Annotated in this window: 14 protein-coding genes and 1 pseudogene; 3 read left to right on the forward strand and 12 right to left on the reverse strand. The window is 60.0% G+C overall.

Features of this window, described 5'->3' with window-relative positions:
* Positions 1 to 81: 81 nt before the first annotated feature.
* The 9 genes from J5276_RS02275 to J5276_RS02315 all read right to left on the reverse strand — a co-directional run bounded on the left by J5276_RS02275 (position 82) and on the right by J5276_RS02315 (position 11,903).
* Positions 82 to 3,402, reverse strand: coding sequence for an efflux RND transporter permease subunit (locus J5276_RS02275; RefSeq protein ID WP_038491998.1), 3,321 nt, complete (start codon positions 3,400 to 3,402; stop codon positions 82 to 84).
* 13 nt (positions 3,403 to 3,415) lie between these two features.
* On the reverse strand, positions 3,416 to 4,609 hold the full coding sequence (locus J5276_RS02280) for an efflux RND transporter periplasmic adaptor subunit (RefSeq protein ID WP_065662167.1): 1,194 nt from the start codon (positions 4,607 to 4,609) through the stop codon (positions 3,416 to 3,418).
* 365 nt (positions 4,610 to 4,974) lie between these two features.
* Positions 4,975 to 5,967, reverse strand: a complete 993-nt coding sequence (locus J5276_RS02285; protein ID WP_003513879.1) for an ABC transporter substrate-binding protein — start codon at positions 5,965 to 5,967, stop codon at positions 4,975 to 4,977.
* A 21-nt stretch (positions 5,968 to 5,988) separates the two neighbouring features.
* On the reverse strand, positions 5,989 to 6,861 hold the full coding sequence (locus J5276_RS02290; RefSeq protein WP_112154302.1) for an ABC transporter permease: 873 nt from the start codon (positions 6,859 to 6,861) through the stop codon (positions 5,989 to 5,991).
* The gene (locus J5276_RS02295) at positions 6,858 to 7,733 is read right to left on the reverse strand and encodes an ABC transporter permease (protein WP_003513875.1); all 876 of its coding nucleotides are present in this window, start codon (positions 7,731 to 7,733) and stop codon (positions 6,858 to 6,860) included. Before J5276_RS02295 ends, J5276_RS02290 begins: the two co-directional genes overlap by 4 nt.
* Positions 7,734 to 7,970: 237 nt before the next feature.
* Positions 7,971 to 8,765, reverse strand: a complete 795-nt coding sequence (locus tag J5276_RS02300; protein WP_003513873.1) for an ABC transporter ATP-binding protein — start codon at positions 8,763 to 8,765, stop codon at positions 7,971 to 7,973.
* Positions 8,762 to 9,205 carry an NUDIX domain-containing protein gene (locus J5276_RS02305; protein ID WP_162632995.1) on the reverse strand — a complete coding sequence of 148 codons (444 nt, stop codon included), beginning with the start codon at positions 9,203 to 9,205 and terminating at the stop codon, positions 8,762 to 8,764. Before J5276_RS02305 ends, J5276_RS02300 begins: the two co-directional genes overlap by 4 nt.
* Positions 9,202 to 10,659 carry a dihydropyrimidinase gene (gene hydA, locus J5276_RS02310; RefSeq protein WP_112155658.1) on the reverse strand — a complete coding sequence of 486 codons (1,458 nt, stop codon included), beginning with the start codon at positions 10,657 to 10,659 and terminating at the stop codon, positions 9,202 to 9,204. Before hydA ends, J5276_RS02305 begins: the two co-directional genes overlap by 4 nt.
* Positions 10,656 to 11,903: a Zn-dependent hydrolase gene (locus J5276_RS02315; protein ID WP_111784093.1), complete on the reverse strand. Its 1,248-nt coding sequence runs from the start codon at positions 11,901 to 11,903 to the stop codon at positions 10,656 to 10,658. Before J5276_RS02315 ends, hydA begins: the two co-directional genes overlap by 4 nt.
* Before the next feature lie 262 nt (positions 11,904 to 12,165).
* Between J5276_RS02315 and J5276_RS02320 the strand changes: the two genes are divergently transcribed.
* The 3 genes and pseudogenes from J5276_RS02320 (at position 12,166) to J5276_RS02330 (ending at position 13,653) form a co-directional block, all read left to right on the forward strand.
* Positions 12,166 to 12,807: a TetR family transcriptional regulator C-terminal domain-containing protein gene (locus J5276_RS02320; RefSeq protein ID WP_003513869.1), complete on the forward strand. Its 642-nt coding sequence runs from the start codon at positions 12,166 to 12,168 to the stop codon at positions 12,805 to 12,807.
* Positions 12,808 to 13,061: 254 nt separating this feature from the next.
* Positions 13,062 to 13,385 (forward strand): annotated as a pseudogene (locus J5276_RS02325) (DUF2325 domain-containing protein); the annotation flags it as partial.
* The gene (locus J5276_RS02330; protein ID WP_003513867.1) at positions 13,366 to 13,653 is read left to right on the forward strand and encodes a hypothetical protein; all 288 of its coding nucleotides are present in this window, start codon (positions 13,366 to 13,368) and stop codon (positions 13,651 to 13,653) included. The pseudogene J5276_RS02325 and the gene J5276_RS02330, both read left to right, overlap by 20 nt.
* Before the next feature lie 7 nt (positions 13,654 to 13,660).
* On the opposite strand, the gene J5276_RS02335 is transcribed toward J5276_RS02330, so the two are convergent.
* From J5276_RS02335 to uppO, 3 genes are all read right to left on the reverse strand, one after another.
* Positions 13,661 to 14,026 carry a DUF423 domain-containing protein gene (locus J5276_RS02335; protein WP_019565130.1) on the reverse strand — a complete coding sequence of 122 codons (366 nt, stop codon included), beginning with the start codon at positions 14,024 to 14,026 and terminating at the stop codon, positions 13,661 to 13,663.
* Positions 14,023 to 14,424 (reverse strand): group II truncated hemoglobin, encoded by a 402-nt coding sequence (locus J5276_RS02340; RefSeq protein WP_111796817.1) that lies wholly within the window; start codon positions 14,422 to 14,424, stop codon positions 14,023 to 14,025. The genes J5276_RS02335 and J5276_RS02340 overlap by 4 nt, the downstream gene beginning before the upstream one ends.
* Before the next feature lie 135 nt (positions 14,425 to 14,559).
* A complete protein-coding gene (uppO, locus tag J5276_RS02345; RefSeq protein ID WP_112155661.1) occupies positions 14,560 to 15,975 on the reverse strand; it encodes a polysaccharide biosynthesis phosphomannomutase UppO in 1,416 nt (471 codons plus the stop codon).
* Positions 15,976 to 16,046: the final 71 nt, after the last annotated feature.

Consider the following 16,046-nt stretch of genomic DNA (forward strand, 5'->3'; position numbering starts at 1 on the left):
GAAGCCAGCCGCAACACAGTCGCGACCAAGCAAACTCACCACAAAAGGAAACGCCGGGTACTGGACCCGGCGTTTCAACTTTCACTCGGCAGCGAGCGGCGGCAACCGCAATATATTGCTGCCCTTGTCACCGGATTTTTCACCGGAGCCTTTTTCCATGCCGGCGACGCGCGCTTCCAGCGAGGAGAGCGCCAGGCTGTTTTCGCGGGCGATCTCCGAGAGTTTTTCGTTGGAGAGCGACTCTTCCTCCTCTTCCTTCTTGCCGACGAAGCGGCCGAAGAGGTGGGCGAGCAGGCGCGACAGGTCATCCATGATCAGGAAGAAGGCGGGGACCACGATCAGGGACAGCACCGTGGAGACGATGATGCCACCGATCACTGCAATCGCCATCGGCGCGCGGAAGGAGCCGCCTTCGCCGACGCCAAGTGCCGAGGGCAACATGCCCGCCGACATGGCGATGGAGGTCATGATGATCGGGCGGGCGCGCTTGCGGCCGGCCTCGACCATGGCATGCACGCGTTCCATGCCGTGCCGGCGCATTTCAATGGCGAAGTCCACCAGAAGGATGGCGTTTTTCGTCACGATACCCATCAGCATCAGAATGCCGATGAGAACGGGCATGGAAAGCGCGTTCTGCGTGATGATGAGCGCCACGGCCACGCCGCCAATGGCGAGCGGCAGTGAGAACAGGATGGTGAAGGGCTGGATGATATCCTTGAACAGAAGAATAAGCACCACAAGCACCAGCAGCAGGCCGAGCAGCATGGCGTTGACGAAGCCCTGCTGCATTTCGCCCTGCACCTTGGCATCGCCGCTTTCGGCAAGGCGAACGCTTGCCGGCAGTTCGGTTTCCGAAACGATCCGCTTGAACTCCGCCGTCGATGTATCGAGCGCTGTGCCGAACGGTACATCGGAGCCGATGGAGACGACGCGGTTGCGGTCGTTGCGCTTGATCGAGCTTGGACCTTCCGAATAGTCGATATCGGCAACACTGTAGAGCGGCACCAGCGAACCGGATGCGGTCTTGACCTTCAGCGCGCGGATGGTGGCGAGGTCACGGCGGGTATCGATAGATGCCTGCACGCGGATCGGGATCTGCCGGTCGTCCAGCGAGATTTTCGTCAACTGTGCGTCGATGTCACCGATGGTGGCGACACGCACCGTCTGCGAAATCTGCTGCGGCGTGATTCCGAGGCGGGCGATCTCGTCCTTGCGCGGGCGGATTTGCAGTTCAGGACGGGGAAGCGCTCCCTCCGAGCTGACATTGGCAAGGATGGGCGAGGCGCGCAGGCGGCTTTCGAGAATGCCGACGGCGTCGTTCAGATCCTTCTCGTTGGACGAGAGGAAGTTGAAGCTCAGTTCGCGTTCCGCGCGGTCGTTCAGCTTGATGATGCGCACATCCGGAATGCTGTGGACCTTGGCGAAGATATCCCGCTCCACATCCCACTGCGGACGGACACGGCCCTTTTCCTCGATCTTCGGAAGATATTGGCCGACAAGCGGAAGCGAGCCGAGACCCTTGTTGACAAGGGTTTTCAGCAGCGAATGGTCGATATGCTGGAGAATGACGTTGACGGTGGCGCGGCGAAGCTCCAGATCGCCCTTGGGCGAGGCGCCGCCGAGGATGAAGACGCTTTCCACACCGTTGATATCGCGGATGGCGTGGAAGATTTCGGTCGTCGTCCGGTCTGTCTCGTCCAGCGTCGCATTCGGCGGCAGTTCCACCGAAAGCGTTACGCGCGAGGCGTCGTCCGGCGGCAGGAAGCTGCCCGGCACCTGGCTTAGAAGCATGACGGAAGCAATGAGGAAGCCGATGGCGCCGACCAGCGTCAGGTAACGCGCCCACCATTTGGAGGTGGTGGCGGAAACCATGCGCGTATAGGCTTTCATCAGCCAGCCGTCATTGTCGGCATGGTCATCCATCGCGTCTTCGGCGCGCATGAGATAGGCGGCCATCAAGGGCGTGATGAGACGGGCGACCGCCAGCGAGAAGAACACCGAGAAGGCGACCGTCAGACCGAACTGGATGAAGTACTGGCCGGGAATGCCGGGCATGAACGACACGGGTACGAAGACGGCGATGATGGTGAAGCTGGTGGCGATGACGGCAAGGCCGATTTCGTCTGCGGCTTCCAGCGAGGCGCGATACGGCGTCTTGCCCATCTTGATGTGGCGGGCGATGTTCTCGATTTCCACGATGGCGTCGTCCACGAGAATTCCCGTGGCGAGCGTCAATGCGAGGAAGCTGACGAGGTTGAGCGAGAAGCCCATGATGTCCATGATCCAGAATGTCGGGATCGCGGAGAGCGGCAGGGCCACGGCGGCAATCAGGGTAGCGCGCCAGTTCCTGAGGAACAGCAGAACCACGATGACGGCGAGGACCGCGCCTTCGATCAGCGTATCGAGCGCTGCCGTATAGTTGCCGTAGGTGAAGTAGACGGCGTCATCGACCATCTGGATCGCGACGTCGGGATGGTCCTTGCGGACCTGATCGAGGCTTTCGGCCACGGTTTTGGCGACCGAAACCTCGCTGGCGCCCTTGGAGCGGAACACCGCAAAGGTAACGGCGGGGTTGCCGTTGAAGCGCGAGAAGGACTTCTGCTCCTCATAGGTGTCCGTGACGGTGCCGAGTTCGGCGAGCTTTACGAAACGGCCATTGGAGAGCGCGATGGTGGTGTTGGCAAGCTGGGTGACGTCGCGTGTGTCGCCGAGCGTGCGGATCGTCTGTTCGTTGCCGCCAACCTGGCCGCGGCCGGAGCCGAGGTCGATATTGGTGCCGCGCAGCTGGCCGTTCACTTCGCTTGCGGTGATTCCGTAGGCGTCGAGCTTTTCGGGGCTGAGCGAAACGCGCACTTCGCGGTCGGCGCCGCCGTAACGGTCGACCTTGCCGATGCCGGACTTGCCCTGCAGCGAACGCTTGATGGTGTCATCCACGAACCAGGACAGTTCTTCCAGCGTCATGTTCGGCGAGGAGACGGCAAAGGTCTGGATTGCCTGGCCTTCCACGTCGATCTTGCTGACAACAGGTACTTCGATATCGGACGGCAGATCGCTGCGGATCTTGTCGATAGCGTCCTTGACGTCCTGAACCGCCTCTTCCGTCGGCTTTTCGATGCGGAAGACGACGGTTGTCAGGGATTGTCCGTCGGTGACGGTCGACTGGATTTCGTCGACGCCGCTAATGGCGGCGACAGCGTCTTCGATCTCCTTCGTCACCTGCATTTCCAGCTCGGACGGCGAAGCGCCGCTCTGGGTCACGGTGACGGCAACGACGGGAACGTCGATATTCGGAAAACGGGTGATCGGCAGGGCGTTGAAGGCCTGGATGCCGAGGAACATCAAAAGCGCGAAGCCGAGAAGCGGCGCAATCGGGTTACGGATTGACCATGCGGAGAAGTTCATTTCATTCCCTCAGTCAGTTGGACGCAGCCGTCTGGGCTTCCACCGGTCTTATCCGGTCACCATCACGCACGAATGCTCCAGCTTTCTCGACAACCTTGTCACCAGCGGCAAGTCCGCTGACAATCTCGATGAAACCGCTGTCTTCAATGCCGGTCTCGATCTTCACCTGCTTGACGATGTCGCCTTCCACCTTGCGGGTGGTCGAGCCTTCACGCCCGGAGGTGACGGCCGAAAGCGGCAGGGCAAGCGCGTTCGTCTCTTTTACGATGATCTCCGCGCTGGCATACATGCCCGACCGTGCCGGGCTGTCCGTCGGCAGCACAACATGCACGGAACCAAGGCGCGTGGCCGGATCGACGGTCGGCGAAACGAGACGCACCTTGCCCTCAATTTTTTTGGCTCCGCCGGCAACCGTCAAGAAAGCTTTCTGGCCGGCCTTCACCCGCTGGATGTCAGTCTCGGAAAGATCGGCGACAAGCTCGATCGCGCCGTCCTTGATGATCGTGAAAAGCGGGTTTCCGGCGCCGCTGGCGATGGCGCCGACCTTGGCATTCTTGGCGGAAACGATGCCGGTGACGGGGGTTTTCACACCCGTGCGCGTCAGTTTCAGATTGATGTCGTCAATCTGCGCGTCCACGACCTTGATGTCTGCCTCTCCGGCGGAAACGGTCTGTTTGGCGGCATCAAGGCGTGCCTGCGCAACCTGGGCAGCGGCCTCGGTCTTTTCCGTCTCGGAGACGGAACCGGAACCGCTCTGGCCGAGCTTGGCGGCGCGGTCGCGCTGGCGAAGGGCATCGGCCTTGTTGGCCTCAGCCTCCAGAACCTGCGCCTTGGATTGCGCAACGGCGGCCTGCGCCTTGGCCCTGTTGGCCTCAAGCTGGCTTTTTTGCAGGAGAAGACTGTCCGAGGAAAGCACGGCCAGAACCGCATTCGCCTCGACCCTGTCGCCGATATCGACGTTCAGTTCGTCGATCGACAGTCCGTCGACCAGCGGCTGTACATAAATTTCGTCCACGGGCCTGATGGTGCCGGTGGCGATGATGCGGTCCACGAGATCGCGTGTTGCGGCGTGTGCGACGATGATGGAAGGCAGGTTCTGCTGTTTGACCGGTTCCGGCAATTCTCCCTCGGCCACAGCCGAAAATGGCAGGGCCGTTGCGGAAAGAAAAAGGAAAACAAAGCGGTTAAACGTGACTTTATGCTGCATGTGTCTTGGCTCGCGCAATATTCGATCGCATGTCCTTCAGCCTAAAGGCGTGTTTTAAAAGGTCATGCGGCAACGAATGTGAAACAAGGGATCACAATACTTCCTTCTCGATCCTCCCGATTCAAACGCCCCTCAACGCGAATCTTAAGCACCTTTGCCTCGTGCTTTTTTACAAGATCAAATTCGGCAGTCTTGTTGGCGGGGACTCTAATTGTTGTTGCTATACAAATCAATCCGCATAGCCTCGAGGGTTGATATACATTTTTGTATATGGCCGAGTGTTGTAATTCATCAAACGGGTCACCAACGCGCAAAAAAACGCGCGGCGATGGCCGCGCGTTTCCATGTTTTCGGCTTAGACGTGACTATTTCAGCGCCGCATCGGTGATTTCAGTGGTGTAGGCGCCTGTCGGCTCCTTGGTGATGACGGGATCGGAACCGCCGCCGAGCAGCGTCTTGACGGTGCGCTCGTAATCCGCCTTGTCCAGCGCGCCCTTCGAGCCGGCGGTCAGCTTGGCGACTTCGCCCATCATGCGCTTCTGGTGCTTTTCGGTCTGGGCGCCGGAGGCGTCATTTTCAAGAACGATACCTGCTGCATCGTCAGGGTGTTCTTCCGCCCACTTCCAGCCCTTCATGGAAGCGCGGACGAATTTGACCATGTCTTGCTTGAACTTGGCGTCCTTCAGCTTGTCTTCGAGAACGTAGAGCCCGTCCTCCAGCGTTGCCACGCCTTCGTCCTCATATTTGAAGGTGACGAGTTCCTCCGGCTTGATGCCGGCGTCAATGACCTGCCAGTATTCATTATAGGTCATGGTGGAAATGCAGGCGGCCTGCTTTTGCAGCAGCGGATCGACGTTGAAACCCTGCTTGAGGACGGTGACGCCATCCGCGCCGCCGGTGGTCGGGATTTTCAGGTGCGCCATCCACGACAGGAACGGATATTCATTGCCGAAGAACCAGACGCCGAGCGTCTTGCCCTTGAAATCTTCCGGCTTGGTAATGCCGGTTTCCTTGAGGCAGGTCAGCATCATGCCTGACGTTTTGAACGGCTGGGCGATGTTGACGAGCGGCACGCCCTTTTCGCGGGTGGCGAGTGCCGATGGCATCCAGTCGACGATCACATCCGCGCCACCGCCTGCCAGAACCTGCGCAGGCGCAATATCCGGTCCGCCCGGCTTGATATCGACATCGAGGCCTTCGGCTTCATAAAAGCCCTTGTCCTTGGCGACGTAATAACCGGCGAACTGCGCCTGGGTGACCCATTTCAGCTGCAGGGTGATCTTGTCGGCCGCCTGAGCCTCAAATGCGCTCAGAAGTGACGCGCCGGCAAGAAGCATGGAGGCAAGTTTCATTTTCATCGCTGTTCCCTTTTTCGTTATTTACGTTCGTCCCCCACGGACGGACGGATGCCAGAAGGTGACGGCGCGCTCGATGAGCGCCACCAGACCGTAAAATCCTGAGCCTGCGAGCGCCGCCACGGCGATTTCTGCCCAGACCATATCGACATTGCTGCGGCCCATTTCCGCCGAGATGCGAAAACCCATGCCGACGATGGGCGTGCCGAAGAATTCCGCGACGATGGCGCCGATCAGCGCCAGTGTGGAATTGATCTTCAGGGCATTGAAGATGAAGGGCCAGGCGGCGGGCAGGCGCAGTTTCAGCAATGTCTGCCCCCAGCCTGCGGCATAGGTGCGCATCAGGTCGCGTTCCATGTGGCTGGAGGCGGCAAGCCCTTGAACCGTATTCACCAGCATCGGGAAAAACGTCATGATGACGACGACAGCTACTTTCGACTGCCAGTCGAAACCGAACCACATGACCATGATGGGAGCGATGCCGACGACCGGCAAAGCGGAGACGAAATTGCCGATGGGCAGAAGCCCGCGTTGCAGGAAAGGCGAGCGGTCGATGAGGATGGCGACGATGAAACCGAGGCCGCAGCCGAGCACATAACCTGTCAGCACCGATTTGAGGAAGGTCTGGCGGAAATCCGCCCAGAGGATCGGTAGCGAGCCGAGAAGGCGGGCGAGGATGGCGCTCGGGGCAGGCAGCAGGATGGGCGGGACGGAGAAGCCGCGCACCACACCTTCCCAAAGCGCGAGAATGGCCAGCCCGAAGAGAAGCGGTATGGCCATGCGGCTCATTCGCTTTGCCGACTGTGATGCGAAGGTGTGGCGCACCAGCCATTCGTTGCAGGCCCAGGCGGCAAGCCAGAACAGGATTGCGCCAATAAACCAGACGGGATTTGTCATGGCCGCGCTCCCATTCTCTTGAGGACGGCTGCGTGAGCGATGCCGATGATCGAGACCAGAATGGCGGCCACACCGGCGGCCATGAACAGCGCTGCCCATATCTGCACCGTCTGGCCGTAATAGGAGCCGGAGAGCAGACGCGCGCCGAGGCCTGCGACGGCGCCCGTCGGCAATTCGCCGACGATGGCCCCGACCAGCGCAATCGCGATGGCGATCTTCAGCGAGGTGAAGAGATAGGGCAGGGCAGACGGCCAGCGCAGCTTCCAGAAGATTTGTGCGGGCGAGGCATTATAGGTGTGCATCAGGTCCAGCTGGATGGTTTCGGGGCTTCTGAGGCCCTTCACCATGCCGACGACAATCGGGAAGAACGAGAGATAGGTGGAAATCAGCGCCTTGGGCAACAGCCCGGAAATGCCGATGGAATTCAGGACGACGATGATCATCGGCGCGACAGCAAGGATGGGGATGGTCTGGCTGGCGATGATCCACGGCATGACCGAGCGGTCCATGGCGCGATTGTGGATGATGGCGACGGCAAGCAGGATGCCGAGCACCGCGCCGATGGCGAAACCGAGGAGCGTGGCCGAAAGCGTGACGCCCGCGTGATAAACGAGGCTGCGCTTCGAGGTGATCGCCTTGTTGACGGTGGTGTCCCACAGTTCCGCGATGATCTGGTGCGGGGCGGGGAGAACCGGGCGCTCCTGTGCGAAGGTTTGCGGCAGAAGCTCCATGAAGCTCGGCGTCTGGCCGGCGCGGTTTGCCTGATCGCGGACGAAGGGCATGTTGAGGTAGATGACGCAAAGGTGCCAGACGATGAGGATGGCGAGGAGGACGGTGAGGATGGGGAGGACGCGGTGGCGGAGGAGGGTCATTGCGGCGCCCTCGGTGGGTGGGGGGTATTGCCAATCCGTGGGTGGGGCTTACCCCCCTCTGTCCTGCCGGACATCTCCCCCTCAAGGGGGGAGATCGACTCGTGGTTGGGTATCGCCCATCTCAGAGGTTGAGAATGAAACAATGGTAGCGCCTCCTGCCGATCTCCCCCCTTGAGGGGGAGATGCCCGGCAGGGCAGAGGGGGGTAGAGCCTCCCGCAATGAGTTTGCGCCGAAAATCACCCCTCATAGCTATGCCCCGCCTTCAATCCCTCACGCACGCGATGCGCAATTGCCAGAAATTCCGGCGTCTCCCTGATCTCAAGCGGCCTTTCCCTTGGCAGCGTGGATTCGATGATATCCGTCACGCGGCCGGGCCGTGGTGACATCACGACGATCTTGGTCGAGAGATAAACGGCTTCCGGGATGGAGTGGGTGACGAAGCAGATGGTCTTGCCGGTCGTATCCCACAGTTTCAGCAGCTGTTCGTTCAGATGGTCGCGGACGATCTCGTCCAGCGCGCCGAAGGGTTCGTCCATCAACAGCAGGTCGGCATCGAAGGCCAGCGCGCGGGCGATGGAGGCGCGCTGCTGCATGCCGCCGGAAAGCTGCCATGGGTATTTCTTGCTGAAACCGCTGAGATTGACGAGATCGAGCGTGCGGTCGATGCGCTCCCTCTGTTCGGCCTTCGTATAGCCCATGATTTCGAGCGGCAGTGCAATGTTCTTTTCGATGGTCCGCCACGGATAGAGTGCGGCGGCCTGAAAGACATAGCCGTACGACCGGTCCTTGCGGGCGTTTTCCGGCGTGGTGCCATTGACGGTGATATCGCCGGATGTGTGCTTTTCTAGATCGGCAATCACCCGCAGGAACGTGGTCTTACCGCAGCCGGAAGGGCCGATGAAGGAGACGAACTCGCCCTTGCCCACTTCCAGATCGACATTGGAAAGCGCGTGCACCGGGCCATCGCCGGTTTCGAAGGTGAGGCCGAGATTTCTGGCGGAAACGACGGAATAGGACGAGGCTTGGTTCATCGTGGCTTGTTTCCACTTTCCGTCAGGGCTGCGCGTGCCAGCGGCAGCATACGTGTTTCCGTGAGTTTGGCGATCGGCAGATTGGAGGCCGCATCCAGATCGAGCCAGCGCACCTCCTCTATCTCGGCCTGTGGGGTAACTTCGATATTCAGTTGGGCGACGAAGGCATGGGCCACGACCTCCGCCCCTGTCTCATTGGCGGCCTCCTCCCGAAAGATGCCCTCGTATCGCGCGGCATTTTCAGGAAGCGTGAGGCCGATTTCCTCGGCAAGTTCACGGTGAAGCGCCTGCTCAGGCGTTTCACCCGGATCGATCTTGCCGCCCGGCTGCATGAATTGCGTGGTGCCGCGCTTGCGCACGACAAGCATTTGCCGCCGCGCATTCAGGAGAACGGCGGCAGCGATGACGATTTCGCGTTTCGGATCGGTGCTCAAGGTCATACACCCGATGCCGGAATGCCGCTGCGTTCCACCTTGCGTGGCGCGACGAGCTCTTTCCATGTGGACAGCGCCTTGCTGACGGCGGGATAGGGATCACGGGCGACGAACGTGCCGTGACCTTCCTGCGTCTTGACAGTGCTTTCCTCGATGCTGACGATGCCGCGCGACAGGGTGAAGCGCGGCAGGCCCTTGACCTTCTGTCCTTCGAACACGTTGTAATCTATGGCCGATTGCTGGTTTTCCGCGCGGATGGTCTTTTCCCGCACCGGGTCCCAGACGACGAGATCGGCATCGCTGCCGACGAGGATCGCGCCCTTTTTCGGATAGATGTTGAGGATTTTCGCAATGTTGGTGGAGGTGACGGCGACGAATTCGTTCATCGTCAGCCGGCCGGTCGCCACGCCATGGGTCCAGAGCAGCGGCATGCGATCTTCCAGCCCGCCGGTGCCATTGGGGATCTTGCGGAAATCACCGAGGCCGAAGCGTTTCTGGTCGGTGGTGAAGGCGCAATGGTCGGTCGCCACGCATTGCAGCGAGCCGGAGGCGAGACCCGCCCAGAGGCTATCCTGATGCTGGCGGTTGCGGAAGGGTGGCGACATGACCCGGCGGGCAGCATGGTCCCAGTCGGCATTGGCGTATTCGCTTTCATCGAGGATCAGGTGCTGGATCAGCGGTTCGCCATAAACGCGCATGCCGTTCTGACGCGCACGGCGGATGGCTTCATGTGCCTGCTCGCAGGATGTATGAACGACATAAAGCGGCGCACCGGCCATATCGGCGATGATGATGGCGCGGTTGGTCGCTTCGCCTTCGACGGAGGGCGGCCGGGAATAGGCATGCGCTTCCGGACCGACATTGCCTTCCGCCATCAGCTTTTCCTGCATCTGCGCGACGATATCGCCGTTTTCCGCATGAACGAAGGGAATGGCGCCAAGCTCGGCGCAGCGCGAGAAGGAGGCGAACATCTCGTCGTCATTCACCATCAACGCGCCCTTGTAGGCCATGAAGTGCTTGAACGAATTGATGCCCTTTTCCTGAACCACAGTCTTCATCTCGTTGAAGACCTGCTCGCCCCACCAGGTAACGGCCATGTGGAAGGAATAATCGCAGTTGGCTCGCGTTGCCTTGTTGTCCCATCTTTGCAGGGCATCGAGCAGCGACTGGCCGGGATCGGGCAGACAAAAATCCACCACCATGGTCGTGCCGCCGGCAAGGGCGGCACGCGTGCCACTCTCGAAATCATCGGCGGAATATGTGCCCATGAAGGGCATTTCCAGATGCACATGCGGATCGATGCCGCCGGGCATGACGTAACATCCCGTGGCATCGAGCACTGTGCCGCCGGTCAGATCGGGTCCGATCTCTGTGATCTTGCCGCCTTCGATTTTAACATCGGCCTTGTAGGTCAGGTCGGCGGTGACGATGGTGCCGTTCTTGATAATGGTGGCGGTCATTGCACGATCTCCGCAGTTTCCAGCACTGCATGCAGCAGCACGTCGCAACCCGCGGCGGCCCATTCGGAGGAGATGTCTTCGGCTTCATTGTGGGAAAGACCGTCCACGCAGGGGCAGAAGATCATGGTGGAGGGTGCAACCCTTGCCGTCCAGCAAGCATCATGGCCCGCGCCGGAAATGATGTCCATATGGCTGTAGCCCAGCTTCTCGGCAGCAGCGCGCACGCGGCCCACCAGCACCGGATCGAAGGTGACGGGATCGAAATGGCCGATGGCCTCGATTGAGCAGCCGACGCCGAGTTCTTCGGCGATAACGGGCACCTCGCGTTCGAAAATGGCGCGCATGTTGTCGAGTTTTGCCTGCGAGGGGGTTCTGAGGTCGATGGTGAAAACCACCTTGCCGGGCAGCACATTGCGGGAATTGGGCGTGAAGATCATCTGGCCGACGCCGGCGACGGCGCCCGGCTGGTGGGCCATCGCCACTTCCTGCACCTTTTCGAGGATGCGGGCGGCGGCGAGGCCAGCATTGACGCGCATGGCCATCGGCGTCGAGCCGGTATGCGCTTCCTTGCCTGTCAGCGTCACTTCCAGCCACCACAGGCCCTGACCATGGGTAACGACGCCGATCTGCTTGCCTTCCGCCTCGAGGATCGGTCCCTGTTCGATATGATATTCGAAATAGGCGTGCATCTTGCGGGCGCCCACCTCTTCCTCACCCAGCCAGCCGATGCGCTTCAGCTCGTCGCCATAGGTCTTGCCGTCGGTATCGGTGCGGCTATAGGCGTAATCGAGATCGTGAATGCCAGCGAAGACGCCGGAAGCCAGCATGGCCGGGGCAAAGCGCGCGCCTTCCTCATTGGACCAGTTGGTAACGACAACAGGGTGTTTCGTCTTTATGTTGAGATCGTTCAGGCTTCGCACGACTTCCAGTCCAGCCAGCACACCCAGAACGCCATCGAACTTGCCGCCGGTTGGCTGGGTGTCGAGATGGCTGCCGATATAGACCGGCAGTGCATCCGGGTCCTCGCCGGGGCGGGTGGCGAACATCGTGCCCATCTTGTCGACGCCCATCGTGAGGCCGGCCGCCTCGCACCAGCGCTTGAACAGGCTGCGGCCTTCAGCATCTTCATCCGTCAGCGTGCGGCGATTATTGCCGCCGGCAATGCCGGGGCCGATTTTCGCCATGTCCATCAGACTGTCCCACAGACGGTCGCCATTGACCGTCAAGTTCTTACCCGCTGCCATGAAGTGTCGTCCTCACCTGTTTTGTTTTTATCGAAGCAAAGCTTGTGCCGTTCCCGTTTTTGCCGGTTAAGATAACAGCCATTGCCTTGTGATGGCGATGGTGGATAAATTGACCGGCTGGTAAACATTGCAAATTCGCCATGACGTCAGCAAGGGATTTTCGTGACGAATCGCACTAATTTTGCCTAAACTGTACGCGGCGATTATTTTTTAAGCATACTGTAGCGGCAATTGCACCGAAAAGAAACACAGAGAGCAGAGTATGGCCATACCGCGCGCAGCGAAAACACAGAAGCGGACCCGCATTCAGGAAGAAAAGCAGGAAGCGATTCTTGAGGCCGCGCTGAGTGTGTTTTCCACCAACGGCTTTCGCGGTTCAACCATCGACCAGATTGCCGAGGCGGCCGGCATGTCGAAACCGAACGTACTTTATTATTTCCGCACCAAGGAGGCGATGCATCGCGCGTTGATCGAGCGGGTGCTGGATACCTGGCTGGATCCGCTCAGGGCTTTCGATGCCGAGGGCAATCCTGAAAGCGAAATCCGCTCCTATATTCGCCGCAAACTGGAAATGTCGCGCGATTTTCCGCGCGAGAGCCGCCTGTTTGCCAATGAAATTCTGCAGGGCGCGCCCCATATCGAGGATGAGCTGAAGGGTCCGCTGAAGCAACTGGTGGATGAAAAGGCGGAGGTAATCCGCGTCTGGATCAAGGCCGGAAGGATGGCGAAATGCGATCCCTATCACCTGATTTTCTCGATCTGGTCGACCACGCAGCACTATGCGGATTTCGACGTGCAGGTGCGGGCCGTGCTGGGCGACAAGAACGGTGGCGAAGGCCGGTTTGAGGATGCAGCCCGGCACCTGGAGCAGCTTTTCATGGGCGGATTGAAGATCAACAACTGATCTGGTGAGGTTATCGCGAATATGTGATCGATTCTTTATGTCAAAACATGAGGAAAATCATCACCTTTATACTTTACTCCAAAACTCATCTTTATTATGGTGCCGGCATCCCGAACGTCGGGGCATGAAAAAATCAACCGGCAGGTGAGGGAATGGCACGCAAGGAAAAGAAGAAAGCCGAACGCGGCGGCAAGCAGGGCAAGGGCGCGCCTCAACCTGAAAAGGATGTGGCCGAACAGCAGCTTTCCGGTCCGAAGAGCTTTCTTTATGTTGGCGGCCGTGACTGTCAGGTTGCCCATCTTCGCCAGATCGCCAGCAATTTCGGCGCCGAGCTTATCCATCACGATGGCGGATTGCGTGAGGCGGTCTCGCGTATCGACACTGTTCTTCCCTCCGTCGACTGCGTTTTCTGCCCGATCGACTGTATCAGCCACGATGCGTGTCTGCGGGTGAAGTCCGGTTGCAAGAAATTCGGCAAGACGTTCATTCCGCTGCGCAATGGCAGCAAATCCAGTCTGGAGCGGGCGCTGCAGACGATGAATGAACGGACCTTAAACGATGAGCGACGAGCGCAATAATTTCAAGGATGCAGAGCAGGCGGTGGCTGAGGCCTGCCGCGTGGAGCTGCACAAGATGGCCGATCAGGGCGCCGATCCGGCCCTGACGGAGATGTATGAAGTCGTCGGCGAACGCGAGCGGCGCAACCGCGCCGCAGCTGACGGCGGCAATGTGCTCGCTTTTCCCTATCTGCGCACCCGCCAGCCGGGCGAAAAGCCGTTCTTCGAAATCGGTGACGCGGCTCAACGTGGCGGCAACATCCTGTCGTTTCGCTGGAAACGGCGTTGATGCCGATTTAGCCCCTCGGCTTCAAAAATGCACCGGCGCAGAGCACCAGCCATCCCGCGATCATGCCGAGGCCACCCAAGGGGGCCGCGTAGGGAAACAGGCTGTGACCGGAAAAATGTCTGGTGACGAGATCACCAACAAAAACCGCCGTGCCGAAGCCAAGAATCAGCCCTGCCGGAATGGCGGTTCTGATGCGGTCCGCGCCGATATGCAGTGCCACAAGCACTGGCGCATGGGCGAGCGCCATGGTCGAGGCGTTGCCAAGCATATAGGTTTCGCCGGTATGGGTGGCGGCGGCGGCAAGCATGACGCCGGCAGCACCCAAAAGGCTGCCCAGCAGCAAAATCAAGGCGCGCAATCTTTCCGTCGTCATGGGTTATTCGCTTCCTGATTTTGCATGTGAAAGGCCAGCCGCTCCACGGGTCCCCAGATGATGTCCCGGAGCTTTGTGTTCTCGATGGTCTCATCCATCGCGCGGCGAAAGCAGAGCAGCCATTCGTCCCGCTCGGCGGGTCCGATAGGGGCCACGAAATGACGCCTGCGCAACATCGGGTGGCCGTGTTTTTCGACATAGACCGGCGGTCCGCCAAGATATCCGGTCAGATAATCGTAGAACTTGCTTTCGCTGCCGGAAAGATCGGCTGGATGGATGGCGCGGCAATGCGCCGCCTCCGGCAGGGTGTCCATCAATTCGTAGAAGCGCCGGGTCAGTGCTCTGACTGTGGCATCGCCGCCGATCGCTTCATAAAGGGTAATGGTCTCGCCGCTCACATCCCGCCTCCTTGAACCCTGCGGCCCTTATCGCTTTCCGGAGCGGGAAGAGCAACAGGCAAAGACGGGATGCGACATTTGCGACACTGGGACATCCATGGTGGCCGTCCGCTTCAAGCGTTCGGCGCCATCCACTCATCCAAAGTTGCGGATGAGATCGAGGCCCCTGCTCAGCAGCGTTTCGGCGTCGTCCTGATTGGCGGCCTCGACGTAGCAGCGCATTTCCGGAGCATTGCCGGAAGGGCGGAAATGGATGGTGCTGCCGTCTGTCAGCGCCACGCGCAGGCCGTCAATGTCGCTCAGCGCCTTGACCGTGCCCACGGGGGCGAGGAAGGTTTCGAGATTATTCCGCGAGGCGCGCAGATGCGTCATCAGGGCAGCGCTCTTTTCCTGTGCGAAGTTTTCCAGACGATCCGCAGCCGCGACCGGCAGGTTGTAGGCGGCGGCAATCTGCGATAGCGGCTTTTTCTGCTCGGCGGAGAGAAGCAATACGGCGAGGATGGGCAGGAAGCTGTCCCGCGTCGGCAGGGGCGATAGCGGTTTGCCGTTCAATGTGAAGGTGGAGGCTGTCAGAAGGCCGCCATTGGCCTCGAAACCCATGACGCCGTTGTTTCCTTCGGCAAGGGCCTGCGCCATGCCGGCGATCACGAAAGGCGAACCGACCCTGGTGCGGATGACCTTGAACGAACCGCTCGCCTCAATGCCGGAATTGGAGGTGACGGGGGTGACGACCACGCCGGCATCGAGAAAATTCGCTGTGATCAATCCGATCAGGTCGCCGCGCAGCGGCACGCCGTTTTCATCGGCAAGCAGGGGCCGGTCGCCGTCACCATCGGCGGAAACGATGGCATCGAGGCCGTGTTCCGGTGCCCATTTTTTGAGAAGCTCCAGCGTTTCAGGGGAGACCGCCTCGGTATCGACCGGAATGAAGGTCTCGGAACGGCCGAGCGACACAACTTCGGCGCCATAGTGGGCGAGAACGTCAACGAAGAGATCGCGCGCCACCGTGCTGTGCTGGTAAACGCCGATCTTCAGGCCCGACAGCGCCTTTGCCGGCAGGAGTGCGGCATTGCGCTCATAAAAGAGCTCGGCTGCAATTGCGGAATGGTCGTCCGCCGTTGCGGCCTCGTCGTTAATCCCTTCAGCCTCGACTTCGGCTGCGAGTGCGGCGATCGCCGTTTCGTCCTGTTTGTCGATTTCGCCGTCCGGGCGGTAGAATTTGATGCCGTTGCGGTCGGCCGGAATATGCGAACCCGTTATCATCAGCGCGCCCGCCTTGAGGGAAAGTCCGTAAAGCGCCAGTGCCGGTGTCGGCACGGTGCCGCAATCGAGCGGTGTGAGGCCGGCTTTTTTCAGCGCGGCGATACAGGTTGCGGAAACATCCGGGCTCGAATCGCGGAAATCGCGGGCCACGAGAATGGGGTCGCCCGCCTTTGCCTGACCCGATGTGAGAAGGTGCCTTGCAAATGCCGTTGCGTAGACGGCCGAGGCCTTTCCTTTCAGATCGACAGACAGGCCGCGAAGGCCGCTCGTTCCAAATTTCAGGCTCATGCCAAACTCCGTTTCGATAAAATCTTTGAGGTTCAAATGGATAATACAAAAATATAACGCCAGAAAGAACC

This window comes from Agrobacterium sp. S7/73 (assembly GCF_019355535.1).
GTDB lineage: Bacteria > Pseudomonadota > Alphaproteobacteria > Rhizobiales > Rhizobiaceae > Agrobacterium > Agrobacterium tumefaciens.

Coding starts and splice junctions, on each gene's coding strand:
- J5276_RS02335 (WP_019565130.1), bottom strand. CDS start 14,026: ATGACGACGGAAAGATTGCGCGCCTTGATTTTGCTGCTGGGCAGCCTT.
- J5276_RS02275 (WP_038491998.1), bottom strand. CDS start 3,402: ATGAACTTCTCCGCATGGTCAATCCGTAACCCGATTGCGCCGCTTCTC.
- J5276_RS02285 (WP_003513879.1), bottom strand. CDS start 5,967: ATGAAAATGAAACTTGCCTCCATGCTTCTTGCCGGCGCGTCACTTCTG.
- hydA (WP_112155658.1), bottom strand. CDS start 10,659: ATGACCGCCACCATTATCAAGAACGGCACCATCGTCACCGCCGACCTG.
- J5276_RS02290 (WP_112154302.1), bottom strand. CDS start 6,861: ATGACAAATCCCGTCTGGTTTATTGGCGCAATCCTGTTCTGGCTTGCC.
- J5276_RS02300 (WP_003513873.1), bottom strand. CDS start 8,765: ATGAACCAAGCCTCGTCCTATTCCGTCGTTTCCGCCAGAAATCTCGGC.
- uppO (WP_112155661.1), bottom strand. CDS start 15,975: ATGAGCCTGAAATTTGGAACGAGCGGCCTTCGCGGCCTGTCTGTCGAT.
- J5276_RS02320 (WP_003513869.1), top strand. CDS start 12,166: ATGGCCATACCGCGCGCAGCGAAAACACAGAAGCGGACCCGCATTCAG.
- J5276_RS02315 (WP_111784093.1), bottom strand. CDS start 11,903: ATGGCAGCGGGTAAGAACTTGACGGTCAATGGCGACCGTCTGTGGGAC.
- J5276_RS02330 (WP_003513867.1), top strand. CDS start 13,366: ATGAGCGACGAGCGCAATAATTTCAAGGATGCAGAGCAGGCGGTGGCT.
- J5276_RS02280 (WP_065662167.1), bottom strand. CDS start 4,609: ATGCAGCATAAAGTCACGTTTAACCGCTTTGTTTTCCTTTTTCTTTCC.
- J5276_RS02295 (WP_003513875.1), bottom strand. CDS start 7,733: ATGACCCTCCTCCGCCACCGCGTCCTCCCCATCCTCACCGTCCTCCTC.
- J5276_RS02305 (WP_162632995.1), bottom strand. CDS start 9,205: ATGACCTTGAGCACCGATCCGAAACGCGAAATCGTCATCGCTGCCGCC.